A 19,341-nucleotide genomic window follows, 5' to 3' on the forward strand; every position below is an offset into this window, starting at 1 on the left:
TGGGCGTTCGCGTCGCGACCGCTGTCGTAGACTCGCTCGGGTCCGCGGGCGCGGTGCTGGCGACGACGAAACGAGCAGGAATGGGATCTGACGGCACGACCGCAGCGGCGGGCACCCGGGGACGGGTCGTGATGCTGGTGGACAACGGGGTCATCGGGGACTCCCGGGTGCAGAAGGCGGCCCGCTCCGCCGCCGACGCGGGCTGGGACGTCGTGCTGCTCGGCCGGGCGCCGGCCGGTCAGCCGCAGAGCTGGCGGCTCGGCGCCGCCGAGGTACGCCTCGTGCCGATGCCCGAGCCGCTGGCCCGCCGCCGGCACGAGTTCCGCCGGGCCTGGCTGCGGCACCCGCTCGCCTATCCGCCCAGCGGCATCGCGGCGCACCGTACCCAGGCGGTCAAGGCCTGGCGCGCGGACCTGGCGGTACGCCGGGCGGCGCTCACCGTCGCGGCCCGCGAGTCCGGCGCGGGCCGGCCCGGCGGGCTGCCCTGGGCCGCGTTGCGCGCCGAGGAGAAGCTGTCCGGGCTGACCCGCAAGTGGGTCGGGTTCCGCAACCGTCAGCTGACCCGGGCCCGCAAGGGCCGCAAGCTGGACGGTCCCTGGGACCGCGCGTACACGCTGTTCTGGCGGAGGCTGCGCGGCGACGGCGCGTGGCGGCGCCTGGAGCCGGGCCTGTGGGACTACGAGCTGGCCTACGGCCCGGTCGTCGACGAGCTGGCACCGGACCTGATCCACGCCAACGACTTCCGGATGCTCGGCGTCGGCGCCCGCGCGAAGGTCCGGGCCGCCGCGAAGGGCCGGCGGATCGCGCTGCTCTGGGACGCCCACGAGTACCTGCCCGGCGTGCAGCCGTGGCGCGACAACGCCCGCTGGCTGCCCGGCAACGTGGCGCACGAGCGGGAGTACGTGCCGTACGCAGACGCCACCATGACCGTCTCCGGCGGCCTGGCCGACCTGCTGCGCACCGAGCACGGGCTGGCCGAACGGCCGGCGGTCGTGCTGAACGCCCCGGCGGTGGACGAGCTGCCCGCCGACGCGGCCGAGCCGGCGCCGGACATCCGCGCCCGCTGCGGGCTCGGCCCGGACACCCCGCTACTGGTCTACAGCGGGGTGGCCGCCGCCAAGCGCGGCCTCGGGGTGATGGTCGAGGCGCTGCCCCGGCTGCCCGGAGCGCACGTCGCGCTCGTGGTGAACAAGCCCGACTCGGCGTACGTCCGGGGCCTGGTCACCCGGGCCGGCGAGCTGGACGCGGCGGACCGGCTGCACGTGCTGCCCTACGTGCCGCACCACCAGGTGGTCCGCTACCTCAGCGGCGCCCAGGTCGGCGTCATCCCGATCCAGCACTGGCCGAACCACGAGATCGCGCTGATCACCAAGTTCTTCGAGTATTCACACGCCCGCCTGCCGCTTGTCGTCTCCGACGTGCGCACCATGGCCGAGACTGTCCGGGAGACCGGTCAGGGCGAGGTGTTCCGCGCCGAGGACGTGGCCGACTTCGTCCGCGCGGTCACCGCGGTGCTCGCCGACCCGCAGCGCTACCGTGCCGCGTACGACCGGCCGGGCCTGCTGGCCGGCTGGACCTGGGAGGCGCAGGCGCGGGTGCTCGACGAGGTCTACGCCCGGCTGCTGCCCGGGGCGCCACCCCGTCCGGCGTCACCGTCGCCCGCCCCGGTGCGACCGGCACAGGTGGAGGTGGGGGCGTGAGCGGGCCGGACGTGACAGTGGTGGTGGCGGTCTACAACACCATGCCCTACCTGACCGCCTGCCTCGACTCGCTCGTCGGGCAGACCATCGGCCTGGACCGGCTGGAGGTCGTCGCCGTCGACGACGGCTCCACCGACGGCAGCGGCGCGGAACTGGACCGCTACGCCGAGCGGTACCCGGGCACGGTCCGGGTGCTGCACCAGGCCAACTCCGGCGGTCCGGCGGCGCCGAGCAACCTGGCGCTCGACCACGCCCGCGGCCGGTACGTCTTCTTCATCGGCTCGGACGACCACCTCGGCCCGGAGGCGCTGGAGCGCCTCGTCGACGCCGCCGACCGGTGGGACTCCGACGTGGTGCTGGGCCGGATGGTCGGCACCAACAAGCGGTACGTGCACCAGGCCGTCTACGCCACCACCCAGGAGCGGCTCGACCTGTTCGACAGCGACCTGCCGTGGTCGCTGTCGAACACCAAGCTGTTCCGGCGGGAGCTGGTCGAGCGGTACGGCCTGCGGTTCCGCACGGACATGCCGATGGGCAGCGACCAGCCGTTCACGCTGGAGGCGTGCTTCCGGGCGAAGAAGGTGTCGGTTCTCGGCGACTACGAGTACTACTACGCGGTCAAGCGGGACAACGCCCAGAACATCACCTACGCCAGCCGGTTCTCCGAGCGGCTGCGCTGCGCCGAGGAGCTCGTCGGTTTCGTCGCCGGCCTGGTCGAGCCCGGCGCGCGGCGCGACGCGGTGCTGGTGCGCCACTTCACCTGGGAGGTGGCGAAGCTGCTGCGCGAGGAGTTCCTCACCCTCGACCCGCAGGAGCAGCGGCACGTCCACGACCGGGTACGCAAGCTCGCCGAGGCGTACCTGACCGACGGCGTGACCGCCCGGATGGCGCCGGAGGAGCGGCTGCGGGTGGCGGTGGCGCGCGACGGCGACCTCGACGCCCTGCGCACGTTGATCGAGCAGCAGTCGGACCGGTCCCTGCCCGATGTCGTCGTCGAGGGTGACAGCTGGTACGCGGACCACGTCGGCTTCCGCGACCCGGCGTTCGGCTATCCGGACGACTGGTACGACGTGACCGGCCGGGTCGCCGCGCTGCTGGCCAGGCTGACCGCGACCGGGCTGGCCTGGGGGCGCGACGCCGCCGGTGCTCGGGCCCTGGTGATCACCGCGCGCAGCCGCCGGGCCGAGCTGGCCGAGCTGAGCGCAGACGCGCTGCGCGTCAGTGTGGGCGATCTGACGGGTGTCACGTCGGTGGAGTCCGCCGGGCCCGGTACCGTCGTACGGACGGATTTCGCGGTGGACCGGTTGCTGGCGGTCGTCGCGGCGGCCGGCGAGCGTCGTATCGTACGCGCCGAGGTCTCCGCCCTGGGCGGGACGGGCTCGGCGCCGTTGCGCACCGACCGCCCCGTCGCCGCACCCCGGCTGGTGGCCCGGCGCGGTGTCCGCTGGCACCTCGTCACACCCACCACGAACCACAAGGGCCAGGTGATCGTCGCGATCACGCCGGTGACCCCCGGTCGGTTCCTTGCCCGCCTGCGCCGAATCTGGCCCTCTGGAGGAAAGTAGTTCATGAACATCTGCGTCGTCGCGCTCGGCAAGATCGGTCTGCCGCTGGCCGTGCAGTTCGCGTCGAAGGGGCACCGGGTGATCGGCGCCGACGTCTCCGAGCGGGTCGTCCAGCTGGTCAACGACGGTGCCGTGCCCTTCCCGGGCGAGGCCGACCTGGACGTCAAGCTCAAGGAGACGGTGGCCGCCGGCCTGCTGTCGGCCACCACCGACACCGCCGCCGCGGTCGCCGAGTCGGAGGCGGTCGTCGTGGTCGTGCCGCTGTTCGTGGACGCCGAGGGCGTGCCGGACTTCGGCTGGATGGACGACGCCACCCGGGCCATCGCCCGTGGGCTGAAGCCGGGCACGCTGGTCAGCTACGAGACCACGCTGCCGGTCGGCACCACCCGTAACCGGTGGGCGTCGATGCTCGCCGAGGGCTCCGGCCTGACCCCCGGCGCCGACTTCCACCTGGTGTTCAGCCCGGAGCGGGTGCTCACCGGCCGGGTCTTCGCCGACCTGCGCCGCTACCCGAAGCTGGTCGGCGGCATCGACGAGGCGTCGGCCGCGCACGGCGTCCGGTTCTACGAGGCGGTGCTCGACTTCGACGAGCGGCCCGACCTGGACCGCCCCAACGGCGTCTGGGACCTCGGCTCGGCCGAGGCGTCCGAGCTGGCCAAGCTCGCCGAGACGACCTACCGGGACGTGAACATCGGCCTGGCGAACCAGTTCGCCCGCTTCGCCGACACCGTCGGCGTGGACGTCACCAAGGTCATCGAGGCGTGCAACACGCAGCCGTACAGCCACATCCACTCGCCCGGCATCGCGGTCGGTGGCCACTGCATCCCGATCTACCCGCGGATGTACCTGTGGAACGACCCGGCCGCGACAGTGGTCCGCTCGGCCCGCGAGGCAAACGCGGCCATGCCGGAGTACGCGGTCGACCTGCTCGCCGCCGCGTACGGCGACCTGACCGAGGTGGGCGTGCTGGTGCTGGGCGCCGCCTACCGGGGTGGCGTGAAGGAGACCGCGTTCTCCGGTGTCTTCCCGACCGTGGAGGCGCTGCGCCGCCGGGGTGCGGTGCCGTACGTCTCCGACCCGATGTACACGAACGAGGAACTGGTCGCGCACGGCCTGCCCGGCTACGACGGCGAGCCGCTCGGCGCCGCCGTCATCCAGGCCGACCACGCGGAGTACCGCACCCTCGCCCCGGCCGACCTGCCGGGCGTGACGGTGCTCGTCGACGGCCGCCGGGTCACCGACCCGGCGCGCTGGACCGGCGTGCGCCGGGTGGTCATCGGGGGCTGACCCCAGAGGCTCCACGGGCCCCGGCCGTCGCGGACGGCCGGGGCCCGTCGCGTGCCGCCGTCGCAATCACGCCGTGCGGAGTTCATCTGCCGGACACCCCGGCAATACTTGTGTCATGTGATCCGTTTAGGGTCGCAGCCGTCGGAAATCGACCCGGACCGACATCGGTGGGGCAGACAGGGAGCGTCGTTGTTCAGCAGAGTACGCAGCCAGCAGGGTCTCGCCGCGGTCGGCGCGACGCTTCTCGGCTACGCGGTCATGGTCCTCGCCGGAGTCCTCGGCCTGGTGGTCCCGTACGCGGTGGCCGCGGTGGTCGCCGTCGCCGGTGAGCTGGCCCTGGCCGGGCGGCACACCGGGACCGCCACGCTGCTCGACAAGGCCGGTCTCGGCACCACCTTCCGGCGGCTGGTCCGGGATCTGTCGGTGGTCCTGCTGGTGGTCGCCGCGGTGCGCCCCGGCGTGGCCGGCACCGTCGCCGTCCTGCTGCTGCCCGCCGCGCTGTGGACGGTCGCGGTCGCCACCGGCGCGGTGACCAAGGTGATCGACGGCCGGGTCGACCCGCCGGCGTACACCCGCAACATCGACCTCGGCGCGCTGCGGCGGGTCCCGGTGCCGCCGGCCTGGGCGCGGCGGCTGGCCGGGTTGCAGATGCCGCTGCTGAACGTGCTGCTGGTGCCGGCCGCGGTGCTCGCCGCCGCGCTGGACCGGGTCGCCCCGGTCGTGGTCACCGGCCTGGTCACGCTCGCCGCCGGCCTGGTCACCGCCGCGGTGCTGGCGCTCACCGCGCTGCGCGGCCGGGGCAAGGCCCCGGGTGTGCTGCCCGCCGTGCACGACTGGATGGCCCGGGAACGGCCCGAGGTGGCGCTCTACTTCGCCGGCCCGGCCAAGGACGTCTACCAGGCCAACATGTGGCTCGCGCCGGTGGAGGCGACCGGCCGCCGCGCGGTCGTGCTGCTGCGCGCCGCGGACGCGTTCGGGCAGCTCGCCGACACCCGGCTGCCGGTGATCTGCGTGCCGGCCGGCGTCGACTTCATGAACCTGGACCTGAGCTCGCTGCGCGTGGCGCTGTACGCCGCGAACGTCGGCGCCAACATCCACCTGCTGCGGGAGCCGGGCGTGAAGCACGTCTTCGTCGGCCACGGCGACAGCGACAAGCAGGCCAGTGTGAACCCGTACAGCAAGGTGTACGACGAGGTCTGGGTGGCCGGTCCGGCCGGGCGGGAACGGTACGCGCGGGCCGACATCGGCGTGCTGGACCGCGACATCGTGGAGATCGGCCGGCCGCAGCTGGCCGGGGTGCACACGTTCGGCTCCGGCGCCGCCGACCACCGTTTCACTGTGCTGTACGCGCCGACCTGGGAGGGCTGGCTCGACGACGACCCGTACCACACCTCGCTGGTGCTGATGGGGGAGCGGATCGTGTCCGGCCTGCTCGCCGCCGGGGACGTGCGGGTGATCTACAAGCCGCACCCGCTGACCGGGACGCGCTCGCCGAAGGCCCGCGCCGCGCACGAGCGGATCGTGTCCCGGATCAGCGCGGCCGGCGGCGAGACCGAGCCGTCCGCACTGGACGGCGCCGCGCACCTGGTGGTCACCGGCCGCACGCCGGGGCTGTTCGACTGCTTCAACGTCACCGACCTGCTGGTCAGTGACGTGTCCAGCGTGGTCTCCGACTTCGTGCAGAGCGAGCGGCCGTACGTGGTGGCCAACCCGGCCGGCCTGCCCGAGGACGAGTTCCGGCGGCAGTTCCCGACCGCGCGGGCGGCGTACCTGCTCTCGGCGGACTGCGGCGAGCTGACGAAGATCCTCGACGTGACCCGGGCCGGCGACGACCCGATGACCGGGGCGCGGCGGGAGCTGAAGGAGTACCTGCTCGGCCCGGCCGGGTCGAACCCGATGGACCGGTTCCGGGACGAGATCGGCCGGCTCTGCGGCTGAGGCGTACCGGCTACGGGGCGACGACCGGCGCGGTCGCCGCCCCGTACCGCGTTCAGCCCTGGTGCGGCGGGTTGTCGACGTCGCGGGAGACGACCTCGCCCTTGGCGTCGACCCAGCCCTTCGGGCGGGCCGGGTTGCCGGCCACCAGCTGGTACGGCTTGACGTCGCGGGTCACCACCGAGCCGGCGGCGATCATCGCGTACTCGCCGACCTCGATGCCGCACACGAGCGTGGCGTTCGCGCCGATCGACGCGCCCCGGCGGACCAGCGTCGGGGTGATCGTCCAGTCCGGGTTCTGCGCGCGGGGGCGGAAGTCGTTCGTGAACACCGCGCACGGGCCCACGAACACCTCGTCCTCGATGGTCACGCCCTGGTAGACCGAGACGTTGTTCTGGATCTTCACCAGGTCGCCGACGGTGACGCCCGCGTCGACGTAGACGTTGCGGCCGATCACGCAGCCGGCGCCGACCTGGGCGCTGGATCGGATGTGCGCCAGGTGCCAGACCTTCGTGCCGTCGCCGACCTGGGCGCCGTCCTCCACGTCGGCCGTCGGGTGGACGAAGACGGAGGCGGACCGGTCGTTGCTGTCAGTCATCTCAACTCGCATCATGCAGGGCGCGTCGCGCCGACGGGCGGGCTCGACGCAGCATAACGAGCGCTCACCCGAGCAGTTCGGCCACCGCGTCGGCGGCCGGCCGGTCGGCCGGCAGCGGGTGCGCGGCGACCACCGCGTCCACCGGCAGCGCGGCGTACAGGTGCGGGAACCGCGCGCCGCCTCGGGACACCTCCCAGCGCAGCGCGTCGCCGAGCCGGGACTCGTCCACCGCGAGCACGGTCAGGCCGGTGACCCCGGCGAAGAACCTCCGCGCGGTCTCCACCACCTGGTCGGCGGCGGACAGGTGCACGTAGCCGTCCTGCCGGTCCATCGCGGTGCCGGCGAACCGCCCGTCGGCCCGTGCCCGCGCCCACTCGTCGTCGGTGAGAATCTTGTAGATCACCACCGCAGCCTAGAGCGGCCTCGCGTCCCGGCGGCGCGTCTGCCACCATTCGCAGGGCAACACGTCGAGCGGAGGGAGGCACGGGTGCGGATCCTCCTGGTCGAGGACGACCGCCGGGTCGCCGCGGCGTTGTCGTCGGCGCTGACCCGGCGCGGCTACCAGGTGGAACACGCCGCCACGGTGGCCGCCGCGCTCTCCGCCGCCCCCTGCGACCTGGTGCTGCTCGACCTGGGTCTGCCCGACGGCGACGGCACCGAACTGTGCCGCGAGCTGCGGCGGCGCAGCAGCCGGCTCGGCATCATCGCGGTGACCGCGCGCGGCGAGGAACGCGACCGGGTGCTGGGGCTGCGACTGGGCGCCGACGACTACGTGGTGAAGCCGTTCTCCATGGTGGAGTTGCAGGCGCGGATCGAGGCGGTGCTGCGGCGGGCCGCCCACACCGCGCCGCAGCGTAACCTGATCGAGGCCGGGGCGGTCCGCATCGACGTGGGCGGCCGGACGGTGAACGTGGCCGGCCGGGACGTCACGCTGACCCGCAAGGAGTTCGACATCCTGCTGTCCCTGGCCCGCCAGCCCGGGGTGGCGGTGCCGCGCGAGCGGATCCTGCTCGACGTGTGGGGCACCACCTGGGCCGACCGGCACACCGTCGAGGTGCACGTCGGGTCCTTGCGCGGCAAGCTCGGCGACCCGACGCTGGTGGAGACCGTACGCGGGGTCGGCTACCGGCTCCGCGACGCGTGAGGAGGGGCCCGTGCGCCGCCGGCTGGTGATCAGCTACCTGCTGTTGATGGTGCTGGTCCTGCTCGCCCTGGAGACGCCGCTGGCGGCCACCCTCGCGACCCGGGAGACCGACCGGGTACGCGCCGACCGCCTCGCCGACGCCACCCGCTTCGCCTCGCTGGCCGGACCGGCGTTGCGCGGTGGCGGTTCCGGCCCGCTGGACGGGGAACTGGCCGCCTACGACGCGCTGTACGGCATCGGTGCGGCGGTGGTGGACCGGGAACGGCGCACCGTTGTCGCCTCGACCGGCTGGAAGCCGGACGAGGGCGCCGGCCCGGCGCTCGACACCGCGCTCTCCGGACAGCAGTTCAGCGGCCCGGAGTCGGTGTGGCCCTGGGACAGCGGGCCGGTGGTGACGGCCGTACCGATCAACGACGGCGGCGAGGTGCTCGGCGCCGTGGTCACGACCAGCCCGGCGGACGGCGTGCGCCGCTCCGTCACCGTGTGGTGGCTGCTGCTGGCCGGCATCGGGCTGCTGGCGGTGCTGGCCTGCGTCTCGACCGCGTTCGGGCTGGCCGGCTGGGTGCTGCGCCCGGTCACCGAGCTGGACGCGGTCACCCACGAGATCGCCGAGGGCCGCCGCGCCGCGCGGGTCCGCCCCCGGGTCGGCCCGCCCGAACTGCGCCGGCTGGCGACCAGCTTCAACCACATGGCCGACGCGGTGTCCGACGTGATGGACCGGCAGCGCGCCTTCGTCGCGCACGCCAGCCACCAGCTGCGCAACCCGCTCACCGCGCTGCGCCTGCGGGTGGAGGAACTGGGTCCCAGCCTCACCGACCCGGACGGACGCGCCGAGCACCAGCTGGCGCTGGAGGAGACCGACCGGCTCGCCACCGTGCTCGACGCGCTGCTCACCCTGGCGCGTGCGGAGCGGGAGGAGAACCAGCGGGTCACTGTGGACGCCACCGCCACGGCCGCCTCCCGGGTGGCGGCCTGGCTGCCGCTGGCCCGGCACCGCGAGGTCGCACTGCGCCTCGACGCGACAGACGCGCCGGTGTACGCCTGGACCGTGCCGACCGCGATCGACCAGGCGCTGGACGCCCTGATCGACAACGCGGTGAAGTTCAGCGGCGCCGGGGGAGAGGTGACGGTGACCGTACGCGCCGACGGCGGCGGGACGGTGCTGACCGTCGGCGACACCGGCCCGGGCATGACGGCGAGCCAGCTCGACCAGGCCACCGAGCGGTTCTGGCGGGCGCCGGACGCGCAGAACGTGGACGGCGTGGGTCTCGGCCTGACCATCGCGGCGGTGCTCGTGGACGCCTCCGACGGCCGGCTCACCATGCGTCAGGGCGAGCCTCGGGGCCTCGTCGCCGAGCTGTGGTTCCCGGCGCCCGCCCCCGGCCCGCCCGAGGTCGTCGCCCCGCCCGAGGTCGCCGGCCCGCCCGAGGCCGTCGGGCCGCCGGAGGCCGTCGGGCCGGTCTGGCGCTGACCCGTCGTCAGGGCTTCGCGTCGCGATACCACTGCGCCGCGCCCGGGTGCAGTGGCAGCGGGGTGGTGACGATGGCCGACCGGGGGCTCATCCGTCCGGCCGCCGGGTGGGCTGCGGCCAGCTCCTGCCGGCGGTCCATCAGCAGCCGGGTCACCTCCCGCACCAGCGCGGCGGGCAGGCCGGCGCGGACGATCAGGTAGTTCGGGTTCGCCACGGTGCTGACCGGGTCGACCCGGTACACCGAACGCGGCACGTCCCGGGTCACGTAGACCTGCCCGTACGCACGGCGCAGCGGCTCGGTCCAGGCGCCCAGGTCGACGATCCGCAGCGAGGTCCGCTGGGCCAGGTCGGCGACGCCGCGCACGGGTAGCCCGCCGGAGAAGAAGAACGCGTCGATCCGTCCCTCGCGCAGGGCCGCCACCGAGTCGTCCAGCCCCAGGTGCTCCTGGCGTATCCGGTCGCCGTCGAGCTGGGCCACCGCCAGCAGGCGGGTCGCGGTGATCTCCGTGCCGGAGCCGTCGGCGCCCACCGACACCCGCCGGCCGCGCAGGTCGCCGAGCGTGCGGATCGGCCCGCCGGCGCGGGTGACCAGGTGCAGCAGGTCGTCGTAGACCCGGGCCACAGCCAGCACCGACGGGTGCTCGGGCTCGCGCGGCGGCAGCACGTCGGCCTGGGTGAAGCCCAGTTCCGCCTCCCCGCCGCCGACCAGCCGGACGTTCTGCGCCGAGGCGGCGGTTACCACCACCTCGGCCCGCACGCCTGGTAGCTCCCGGTTGAGCAGCGCCGCGAGCGACTGGCCGAAGGCGTGGTAGACGGCGGTGGGGCTGCCGGTCGCGATCCGGATGCGGGTCGGCTCGGACGGCTCGTCCCGGCACGCGGTGAGCCCGGTGACGAGCAGGAGCACCAGCACGAGCGGGGCGGCGGCGCGCACAGGCCAGTGTCGGCTCACGGGCTGCACTCTGCGCCGTGCACCCGTCGCCGCGCAAGCCCGGACCGTGCACCTGCCGCCCGGGAGCCCGGACCGGGCCGGTCAGTTCGCCGGGGCCAGCTCCGCGCTCTCGGTGATCCGGTCCCGGTGCTCGCCGTTCGCCACCACCACGAGGAAGCAGCCCGAGCCGGGCCGCAGCGCCGCCGGCACGTCCAGCAGCGCCGCCCCGCGTACCAGCACCGCCGCCAGGTCGCGGTCGGCGAGCCGGATGCCGAGGCAGTGCCGGCGTACGTGCCGGCCGCCGGCGAGCAGTGCCGCCCGCCAGGCCGCCGCGGCCAGCCGGGGCCGCCACAGCCGCCGCGCCGCCGAGGCGCCGGGGAACGGCCCGCCGAGCAGCTCCCGGCGGCCCTGCCGCCAGCCCGTGGCCAGCAGATTCGCGTACGCCGCCCGGTGCTGCTGCGGCACCGAGAGCCGGTGCAGCTCGTAACGGCGGCGCAGGCCACCGGTGGTCAGCTCGTGCTCCACCGGCACGTCGAGGCGGCCCAGGAGCTGCCGCATCCGCTGTGCCGCGTCCTCGCGGTTGAACTCGGCGATCCCGGCCCGGTGCGATCCGGAGTCGAGCCGGCGCACGCCGGCGGCCGGTGGCGGGGTGCAGCGCACCATGCAGGCGATCTCGAAGGCGTCGGTCAGGGTCAGCCAGTCCAGCGGCGGTGGCGACGGGCTCGGGCGGTCGAGCAGCGTGGTGAGCATCGGCGCGGCTCCTCGGTCAGATTCGGGGTGCCTCTACCGTGGCCCCCCAGCGCCGGACCGGGAACCGCTGCGCCCGAGCCTTGAGCAAAATTTGCGGGAAGCGCGCGCCTCAGAGTTCGGTGACCACGAGGTCGACCTGCCGGGGGCGGCCGGCCGCCCGGGGCGCCTCCTCGACCGTGTACTTCAGCTCCCGCAGCGCCCCCACCAGCGCGTCGGCGGTGCGCGGCCGGGCGTCGGCCAGCAGCAGATCCCGCACCAGCCGGCCCTTCGTGGCCTTGTTGAAGTGGCTCACCACCGACCGGGTGGGCGTGCCGTCCACGGTGCGTTCGTGCAGCACCCGCACCGTCACCGTGCGTTCGGCGAGCGCGCCGCGCGGCGTCCAGGTGGCCGCGTACGCGCCGGAGCGCAGGTCCAGCACCGGGCCGCGTCCGGCGGCGGGCTCCAGCACCGGGCCGAGCGCCTCCCGCCAGTACGCGGACAGCGCACCGAGCCCCGGCAGCCGCGCCCCGATCGGGCAGCGGTACGGCGGGATCCGGTCGGCGAGCCGTACCGCGCCCCACAGCCCGGAGCTGATCAGCACCTGGCGGCGGGCCGCCCGTTGCGCGTCGGGGGGCAGCGTGTCCAGGCCGAGCGCCTCGTAGAGCACCCCGGTGTAGAGCCGCCCGGCCGGTGCGGTGGCCGCCTTCCGCAGCCGGGCGTTGCGCCGCAGCTCGCCGCGCTGCCCCTCGGTCAGGCCCAGCGCGGTCCGGGCCGCCGCCTCGTCCGGCCCGGCGCACAGGTCGACGAGCGCGGTCAGGACCGCCTCCCGGGCCGGGTTCAGCTCGGTCAGGGACAGCCGGGACAGGTCCAGCCGGCGGCCCGTGCCGGCCTCGGCCTTCCCCTCCGACGGGGGCAGCAGGATGAGCACCGGCACAGCGTACGGGCCGGGTTCAGCGCCACGGCCGCACGGCACGGTCGGGGTGGTACACGCGACTGCCGCCCACCTCGGCGACCACCGCCGCGTCGGCCCGGTCGCCCAGCAGCCGCCGCAGCGTGCGCTCGGCCGGGGAGCCGGCCGTCATCACGTACCCGGGCCGCTGGGCGTGCGCCACCCGCCGCCAGTACGCCGGATAGCGGTTCTGCCCCGGCGTGAGCGCGCCGTCGAGCACCCCGCACGCGACAGTCTCCCCGGTGTTGAAGATCAGCCGGTTGCAGGTCCAGTAGTCGCCGTACACCTCGCGCAGCCCGGCCCTCTCCACCGTGTCGGCGAGGCGGCGGGCGGTGCGCTCCTCGTCCCGCACCGCCGGCACACCGGCCAGGAACGCCACGGTGCCGGCCAGCGTGGCGGCGGTCAGCCCGGCCAGCACCACAGTCGCCGTGACGCCGCCGATCCGGGCGGCCCGTCCGGCGGTGGCCCGCAGCGCGTGCGCGGCGGCCAGCCAGAGCGGCCACAGCACGGCCGGCAGCGAGATCTGGAGCACCGACAGGTAGCGGGCGTTGCCGAGCGGGTCGGTCGCGGCGAGCGGGCTGCGCACGTACGCCAGGAGCGTCAGCGCCGCGCCCGCGACGAGGCCGAGGATCGCCGCGGCCCGGACCCGCGCGGCATGGTCGGCGGCCCGGCGGTACGCGCGCAGGCCGAGCGCGGCGGCGGCCACCAGCAGCACCGGGTAGAGCAGGCCGAACCACTGCGCCCAGCGTGCGCAGCCGTCCATCGGGCACATGCCGGACGCCAGCGGCACCCCCTCCAGCAGCCCGCCGCGCAGCCGTTCGGCCAGCGGCGGCGCGACCCCCTCCTTGGTGCTGATCTCGCGGAACACCGACAGCGAGTCCTGTCCGGGCGGCGCGACGAGGTTGTCCTTGATCACCGGGGCGATCCCGGCCAGGAAGCCCACGACCAGCAGCACGCCCGGCCAGCCGATCAGGTCCCGGGGCACCGCCACCGCCAGCACCACCGCCGCCACCAGCAGGTACGGCGCGATCAGCCAGTCCGACCAGAGCGCCAGCCCGGCGAGCAGCCCGAACGCGCCGGTGGCCAGCCAGTGGTGCCGGATCCGCCGGTCACCGAGCGCGACCGCGATCAGCAGCATCGCCAGCACGGCCGGCTTGACCTCGGGACGGCCGCCGACCGCCGTGAGCTGGTCGCGGACCACGCGTTCCGAGCCGAGCGCCAGCAGACCCACCACGGCGACGGCGAGCCAGGGGGAGAACAGGCGGCGGGTCAGCCGGTACGCCAGCCACAGGAAGACCGCGAAGAGCGCGAGCAGCGGCAGCCGCAGCAGCGGCCAGGCCGGCCCGCCCCAGCCCACGAGCGGCGCGGCCAGGTACGACTCCAGCATGCCCATGTAGCGCTGGCCGTAGAGGAAGACCGGCCGTTCACCGCGCCCGGCGATGTGCAGCGCGGCCAGGCCGAACGTGGCCTCGTCGCTGTTGGACGCAGGCACCGTGAGCAGCGTCAGCACCAGCCGGTAGCCGACCCCCGCGGCGCCGAGCAGCAGCGCCACCAGCGCCGGCGCGTCCGGACGCGGTCGCACCGGGTCCCGCTTCGTCGTCGACACGACAAACGCCCCCGTCGTCGTCCCGACCGCAGTCTGTCACGGCGGCGGCCGGCGCCGGGCCGGATCGGCGTGGATCACTCGCGTGGCCCGGCCGGGCCGGTTGTGGCACTGTTGCCGTGTGCCGCCCACACCACCGGACCAGTTGGCCGTTCCGCAACTGCACCGCGCCGCGCGCTTCGAGGACGCCGTGCACGGCCTGGTGGAGCGCCGGTTGCGGCGCACCGGGTGGCAGCCCAACATCATCGCGTACGCGGGCTACGGCGCCCCGGGCTGGGCGCGCGTGCTCTGCCGGGTGCTGCTCGGGCGTCCGGACACCCGGCGGCGGGGCCGGCTGGACAAGGTGCGGGGCTGGCGCAGCTTCGCCACGCTGCCCGCCAAGCACATCACTGTGACGATCGAGGCCGACGGCGTGCGCCAGGAGGTGACAGCCGACCGCAGCGGCTTCGTCGACACCGTGATCGAGGGCGACTTCACCCCCGGCTGGGGCTGCGTACGCCTCAGCGTCGCCGACGCCGAGCCGGTGGAGGCGCTGGTCCGCATCCTCGACCCGGCCGTCCGCTTCGGCATCCTCTCCGACATCGACGACACGGTCATGGTGACCGCGCTGCCCCGGCCGCTGCTCGCCGCGTGGAACACGTTCGTGCTGGACGAGCACGCCCGCACCGCCGTGCCCGGCATGGCCGTGCTGTACGAGCGGCTGGCCACCGCCCACCCGGGCGCCCCCGTCTTCTACCTGTCCACCGGCGCCTGGAACGTCGCGCCGACGCTCACCCGGTTCCTGTCCCGGCACCTCTACCCGGCCGGGCCGCTGCTGCTCACCGACTGGGGTCCGACGGCGGACAGGTGGTTCCGCAGCGGCCGGGAGCACAAGCGGGCCACACTGGCCCGGCTGTCCCGGGAGTTTCCCGAGGTGCGCTGGCTGCTGATCGGCGACGACGGGCAGCACGACCCGGAGATCTACCGGGAGTTCGCCGCCGCCCACCCGGACAACGTCGCGGGGGTGGCGATCCGGCGGCTGTCGCCGACCCAGTCGGTGCTGGCCGGCAGCCTGCCCGCCCCGGCCGGACGGTCGTCGTCGGGCCCGATCGGCCAGAAGTGGCTCAGCGCCCCCGACGGCGCCGGCCTGTGGAAGCTGCTGCGCGAAGCCGACCTGGTCTGACCGCTCACAGCGTCGATCATGAGGTTGACGACCTTGTGGAGATCCACAACTGCGTCAACCTCATGATCAACTCGGGCGGAGCCAGAGCACGCCGAGCGGGGGGACGCGCAGGGAGACCGAGGCGGGCAGGCCGTGCCAGGGGATGTTCTCGGCGTGCACCTCGCCCAGGTTGCCGACACCCGATCCGCCGTAGTGGTGGGCGTCGGTGTTCAGCGCCTCGGCCCACGTACCGGCGGCGGGCAGGCCGATCCGGTAGTCCTCAAGCGGCAGCGCGGAGAAGTTCGTCACGCACACCAGCGTCTGCCCGTCCGGGGCGATCCGGATGAACGACACCGTGTTGTTGGCGACGTCGTCTCCGGCGATCCAGCGGAAACCGGCCGGGTCGGTGTCCTGCGCCCAGAGCGCCGGACTCGCCCGGTAGACCCGGTTCAGGTCGGCCACCAGGCGCTGCACGCCGGCGCGGGCCGGGTCGTGGGTGAGGTACCAGTCGAGGCCGCGCTCCTCGCTCCACTCCCTGTCGTCGGCCAGCTCGCAGCCCATGAAGAGCAGTTGCTTGCCCGGGTGCGCCCACATGTACGCCAGCAGCGCCCGTACCGTCGCCAGCCGCTGCCAGGTGTCGCCGGGCATCTTGCCGGTCAGCGAGCCCTTGCCGTGCACCACCTCGTCGTGGCTGATCGGCAGCACGTAGTTCTCGCTCCACGCGTACGCCAGGGAGAACGTGAGCTGATGGTGGTGGTGCTGCCGGTAGACCGGGTCCTTCGAGGTGTAGAGCAGCGTGTCGTGCATCCAGCCCATGTTCCACTTGAACCCGAACCCGAGCCCGCCCTCGGAGGTCGGCTTCGTGACCCCGGGCCAGGCGGTGGACTCCTCGGCGATCATCAGCACGCCCGGGTGGTGCCGGTAGACGGTGGCGTTCACCTCCTGGAGGAACGCGATCGCCTCCAGGTTCTCCCGCCCGCCGTGCACGTTCGGCGCCCACTGCCCGTCGGAGCGGGAGTAGTCCAGGTAGAGCATCGAGGCCACCGCGTCCACGCGCAGCCCGTCGATGTGGAACTCGTCCAGCCAGTACAGCGCGTTCGCGACCAGGAAGTTGCGCACCTCGTTGCGGCCGAAGTCGAAGACGTACGTGCCCCAGTCGGGGTGCTCGCCGCGACGCAGGTCGGGGTGCTCGTACAGCGGGGTGCCGTCGAAACGCGCGAGGGCCCACTCGTCCTTGGGGAAGTGCGCCGGCACCCAGTCCAGGAGCACCCCGATGCCGGCGGCGTGCAGCCGGTCCACCAGGTGGCGGAAGTCGTCCGGGTCGCCGAACCGGGCGGTCGGCGCGTAGTAGCCGGTGACCTGGTAGCCCCACGAGCCGCCGAACGGGTGCTCCATCACCGGCAGGAACTCCACATGGGTGAAGCCCATCTCCAGCACGTACGCGGTGAGCTGCTCGGCCAGCTCCCGGTAGCCGAGGCCGGGCCGCCAGGAGCCCAGGTGCACCTCGTACACGCTCATCGGCTCCTGGTGCGGGGCCTGCCGGGACCGGCGCGCGAGCCAGTCCGCGTCGCCCCACTCGTACCGTGACTCGTGCACCACCGACGCGGTGGCCGGCGGCACCTCGGTGCGCGCGGCCATCGGGTCGGCCTTGTCCCGCCACCGGCCGTCGGCGCCGAGGACGCGGTACTTGTAGCGCGCGCCCACCGGCATGCCCGGCACGAAGATCTCCCACACGCCGCTGGAGCCGAGCGACCGCATCGGCCAGCCGTCGTCCGGCGCCCAGCCGGTCACGTCGCCGACGAGCCGCACGGCACGCGCGTTCGGCGCCCAGACGGTGAACGCGACGCCCTCGTCGAAGACCCGGGCGCCGAGCGCCGCCCAGAGCCGCTCGTGCCGGCCCTCGCCGATCAGGTGCAGGTCGAGGTCGCCGAGGGTGGGCGGATAACGGTATGGGTCGTCGTGCGTCGTGCCGTCCACCTCGACCCGGTAGTCGAGCACCTCGCCGGGGACCACCGCCTCGAAGACACCGGCGTCGTGCACCCGCTTCATCGGGTGCCGGTCGCCGTCGACGAGCACCGTCACCTCGCCCGCGCCCCGGCGCAGCGTCCGGATCGTGGTGCTCCCGTCGGCGGGATGCGCGCCGAGCACGGCGTGCGGGTCGTGTACCTCGCCGGCGATCAACTGGTCCATCGGGTGTCGTCCTTGTCGGCCGGTGCGGTCGGGGCGGTGCCGCCGGAGAGGTCGGCGGGTACGTCTTCGACTGTGAGGTCGGGCGCGGCCGGGTGCTCCGGATCGGCGGGGGCCGGCGCGGCCGGGCGGCGCACGGTGAGCACGTGCGCCGGTTGCAGGTACGGGTCGAGGCGCACGGCGTTGCGCTGCCCCCAGTCGTACTCGGCGCCGGTCAGCTCGTCGCGCACGGTGAACCGTTCGTGCCAGTCCAGCCCGAGCGCCGGCATGTCGAGCGTGGTGTTGCCCCACTGCACCTCGTGCGAGTCGAACGAGCACACCACGATCACCGTGTTGCCGGTCTGGAGGTCGTGCTTCGACCAGCACAGCAGCGCCGGGTTGTCGATGTCGTGGAACCGAAGGTTGCGCAGCTGGTGCAGGGCGGGGTTGTCCCGGCGTACCCGGTTCAGCGTGGTGATGAACGGCGCCAGCGACCGGCCCTGCGCCAGCGCGGCGTCCCAGTCGCGGGGCCGCAGCTCGTACTTCTCGTTGTCCAGGTATTCCTCCGCGCCGGGCCGCGCCACGTGCTCGAACAGCTCGAACCCCGCGTACATGCCCCAGGAGGGGGACAGCAGCGCCGCCAGCACCGCCCGGATCTTGAACATCGGCGGGCCGCCGTGCTGCAACGACGAGTGCAGGATGTCCGGCGTGTTCGGCCAGAAGTTCGGCCGCATCCAGTCGACCGAGGCGACCAGCTCCTCGCAGTACTCCCGCATCTCGGCCGCCGTCGTGCGCCAGGTGAAATAGGTGTACGACTGGGTGAAGCCGACCTTGCCCAGCCCGTGCATGATCGCCGGCCGGGTGAACGCCTCGGCCAGGAACAGCACGTCCGGGTCGGCCTTCTTGACCTCGGCGATGAGCCAGTGCCAGAAGTCGAACGGCTTGGTGTGCGGGTTGTCCACCCGGAAGATCCGCACGCCCTCGCCGACCCAGTGCAGCACCACCCGCAGCACCTCGGCCCGGATGCCCTCGGGGTCGTTGTCGAAGTTCAGCGGGTAGATGTCCTGGTATTTCTTCGGCGGGTTCTCCGCGTACGCGATGCTGCCGTCGGCCCGGGTGGTGAACCACTCCGGGTGCTCGGTGACCCACGGGTGATCCGGTGCGCACTGCAACGCCAGGTCCATCGCCACCTCCAGCCCCTGCTCGGCGGCGGCGGCGACGAAGTCGCGGAAGTCCGCCGGCGTACCCAGGTCGGGGTGGATGGCGTCGTGGCCGCCCTCGGCCGCGCCGATCGCCCACGGCGAGCCGACGTCGTCCGGCCCGGCGGTGAGCGTGTTGTTACGGCCCTTGCGGTTGACCCGGCCGATCGGGTGGATCGGCGGCAGGTAGAGCACGTCGAAGCCCATCGCCGCGACGCCCGGCAGCCGCTGCGTCGCGGTGGCGAACGTGCCGGAACGCGCGGGCGCGTCCGCTGTCGCCGCTGTCGCGCCCTCGGAACGGGGGAAGAACTCGTACCAGGCGGAGAAGAGCGCCCGGGGCCGGTCCACCCACAGCGTGCGCTCCTCGCCGGTGGTGACCAGCTCGCGCACCGGGTGTTCCCACAGCAGGTCGGCCAGATCCAGCGCCGCGCTCACCCGCCGCGGCAGCTCCAGCCCGTCGTCGGTCAGCGCCCGCGCGGCCTCGCGTACGCGCTCACGGTCGCCCTTCGGCACCAGGTCGAGCGCGGCGGTCAGCACGCGTGCGCCCTCGGCCAGGTCGTTCGCCAGCTCGGCCGCGCCCTGACCGGCGGCGAGCTTCTTGGTGACCGCGTTCTGCCAGGTGAGGTACGGGTCCTGAAACGCCTCGACGGCGAAGCGCCACAGGCCCACCGCGTCCGGGCGGATGGTGGCGTGCCAGCGGTCCTGGCCGGGCTCGCCCGGGCGCATCCGGGTGAACGGGCGGGCCGCGCCGTCCGGGCCGAGCCAGACCACGTTGCACCCGAGCGCGTCGTGGCCCTCGCGGTAGGCCCGCGCCGACACCGGCACGACCTCGCCGACCACTGCCTTGGCCGGGTAGCGACCGCAGGAGACGACGGGGGAGACGTCTTCGATCGGGAACCGTCCAGTCACCCGCTCAACCTACTGCG

General features: G+C 74.1%; 15 protein-coding genes. 7 read left to right on the top strand and 8 right to left on the bottom strand.

Translation table 11 applies throughout. The annotated features are described in order from the left end of the window. Positions 1 to 131 precede the first annotated feature (131 nt). From AB0C17_RS08205 to AB0C17_RS08220, 4 genes are all read left to right on the top strand, one after another. Positions 132 to 1,700, top strand: coding sequence for a glycosyltransferase family 4 protein (locus AB0C17_RS08205; RefSeq protein WP_357472257.1), 1,569 nt, complete (start codon positions 132 to 134; stop codon positions 1,698 to 1,700). Further along, entirely contained in the window at positions 1,697 to 3,265 is a 1,569-nt protein-coding gene (locus AB0C17_RS08210; RefSeq protein ID WP_357477395.1) for a glycosyltransferase, read from the top strand. Before AB0C17_RS08205 ends, AB0C17_RS08210 begins: the two co-directional genes overlap by 4 nt. Positions 3,266 to 3,268: 3 nt before the next feature. Then, on the top strand, positions 3,269 to 4,552 hold the full coding sequence (locus AB0C17_RS08215; protein WP_357477398.1) for a nucleotide sugar dehydrogenase: 1,284 nt from the start codon (positions 3,269 to 3,271) through the stop codon (positions 4,550 to 4,552). 189 nt (positions 4,553 to 4,741) lie between these two features. Further along, the gene (locus AB0C17_RS08220) at positions 4,742 to 6,490 is read left to right on the top strand and encodes a CDP-glycerol glycerophosphotransferase family protein (protein ID WP_357477400.1); all 1,749 of its coding nucleotides are present in this window, start codon (positions 4,742 to 4,744) and stop codon (positions 6,488 to 6,490) included. A 52-nt stretch (positions 6,491 to 6,542) separates the two neighbouring features. On the opposite strand, the gene AB0C17_RS08225 is transcribed toward AB0C17_RS08220, so the two are convergent. Beyond that, positions 6,543 to 7,085 carry an acyltransferase gene (locus AB0C17_RS08225; protein WP_357388925.1) on the bottom strand — a complete coding sequence of 181 codons (543 nt, stop codon included), beginning with the start codon at positions 7,083 to 7,085 and terminating at the stop codon, positions 6,543 to 6,545. Between the two features lie 64 nt (positions 7,086 to 7,149). Continuing rightward, on the bottom strand, positions 7,150 to 7,488 hold the full coding sequence (locus AB0C17_RS08230; protein WP_357388927.1) for a DUF952 domain-containing protein: 339 nt from the start codon (positions 7,486 to 7,488) through the stop codon (positions 7,150 to 7,152). An 84-nt stretch (positions 7,489 to 7,572) separates the two neighbouring features. Between AB0C17_RS08230 and AB0C17_RS08235 the strand changes: the two genes are divergently transcribed. Together AB0C17_RS08235 and AB0C17_RS08240 are read left to right on the top strand one after the other, a co-directional pair. Beyond that, complete coding sequence (locus tag AB0C17_RS08235) at positions 7,573 to 8,229, top strand: response regulator transcription factor (RefSeq protein WP_357388929.1); 657 nt, start codon at positions 7,573 to 7,575, stop codon at positions 8,227 to 8,229. Between the two features lie 10 nt (positions 8,230 to 8,239). Beyond that, positions 8,240 to 9,700: a HAMP domain-containing sensor histidine kinase gene (locus tag AB0C17_RS08240; protein ID WP_357388931.1), complete on the top strand. Its 1,461-nt coding sequence runs from the start codon at positions 8,240 to 8,242 to the stop codon at positions 9,698 to 9,700. Positions 9,701 to 9,707: 7 nt separating this feature from the next. On the opposite strand, the gene AB0C17_RS08245 is transcribed toward AB0C17_RS08240, so the two are convergent. From AB0C17_RS08245 to AB0C17_RS08260, 4 genes are all read right to left on the bottom strand, one after another. After that, the gene (locus tag AB0C17_RS08245) at positions 9,708 to 10,649 is read right to left on the bottom strand and encodes a TAXI family TRAP transporter solute-binding subunit (protein ID WP_357477403.1); all 942 of its coding nucleotides are present in this window, start codon (positions 10,647 to 10,649) and stop codon (positions 9,708 to 9,710) included. Positions 10,650 to 10,730: 81 nt separating this feature from the next. After that, the gene (locus AB0C17_RS08250; protein WP_357388935.1) at positions 10,731 to 11,378 is read right to left on the bottom strand and encodes a hypothetical protein; all 648 of its coding nucleotides are present in this window, start codon (positions 11,376 to 11,378) and stop codon (positions 10,731 to 10,733) included. Between the two features lie 109 nt (positions 11,379 to 11,487). Then, positions 11,488 to 12,291: a peroxide stress protein YaaA gene (gene yaaA, locus AB0C17_RS08255; protein WP_357477405.1), complete on the bottom strand. Its 804-nt coding sequence runs from the start codon at positions 12,289 to 12,291 to the stop codon at positions 11,488 to 11,490. 16 nt (positions 12,292 to 12,307) lie between these two features. After that, positions 12,308 to 13,912 carry a hypothetical protein gene (locus AB0C17_RS08260; protein WP_357477408.1) on the bottom strand — a complete coding sequence of 535 codons (1,605 nt, stop codon included), beginning with the start codon at positions 13,910 to 13,912 and terminating at the stop codon, positions 12,308 to 12,310. A 118-nt stretch (positions 13,913 to 14,030) separates the two neighbouring features. Here AB0C17_RS08260 and AB0C17_RS08265 point away from each other — a divergent pair, with 118 nt between their 5' ends. Then, a complete protein-coding gene (locus AB0C17_RS08265) occupies positions 14,031 to 15,071 on the top strand; it encodes a phosphatase domain-containing protein (protein ID WP_357388939.1) in 1,041 nt (346 codons plus the stop codon). A gap of 66 nt (positions 15,072 to 15,137) precedes the next feature. Here AB0C17_RS08265 and glgB read toward each other — a convergent pair whose 3' ends face one another. Beyond that, on the bottom strand, positions 15,138 to 17,240 hold the full coding sequence (gene glgB / locus AB0C17_RS08270) for a 1,4-alpha-glucan branching protein GlgB (protein ID WP_357477411.1): 2,103 nt from the start codon (positions 17,238 to 17,240) through the stop codon (positions 15,138 to 15,140). Further along, a complete protein-coding gene (locus AB0C17_RS08275; protein ID WP_357472232.1) occupies positions 17,228 to 19,324 on the bottom strand; it encodes a maltotransferase domain-containing protein in 2,097 nt (698 codons plus the stop codon). Before AB0C17_RS08275 ends, glgB begins: the two co-directional genes overlap by 13 nt. Positions 19,325 to 19,341: the final 17 nt, after the last annotated feature.

The organism is Micromonospora sp. NPDC048887 (genome assembly GCF_040649715.1).
Taxonomy (GTDB): domain Bacteria; phylum Actinomycetota; class Actinomycetes; order Mycobacteriales; family Micromonosporaceae; genus Micromonospora.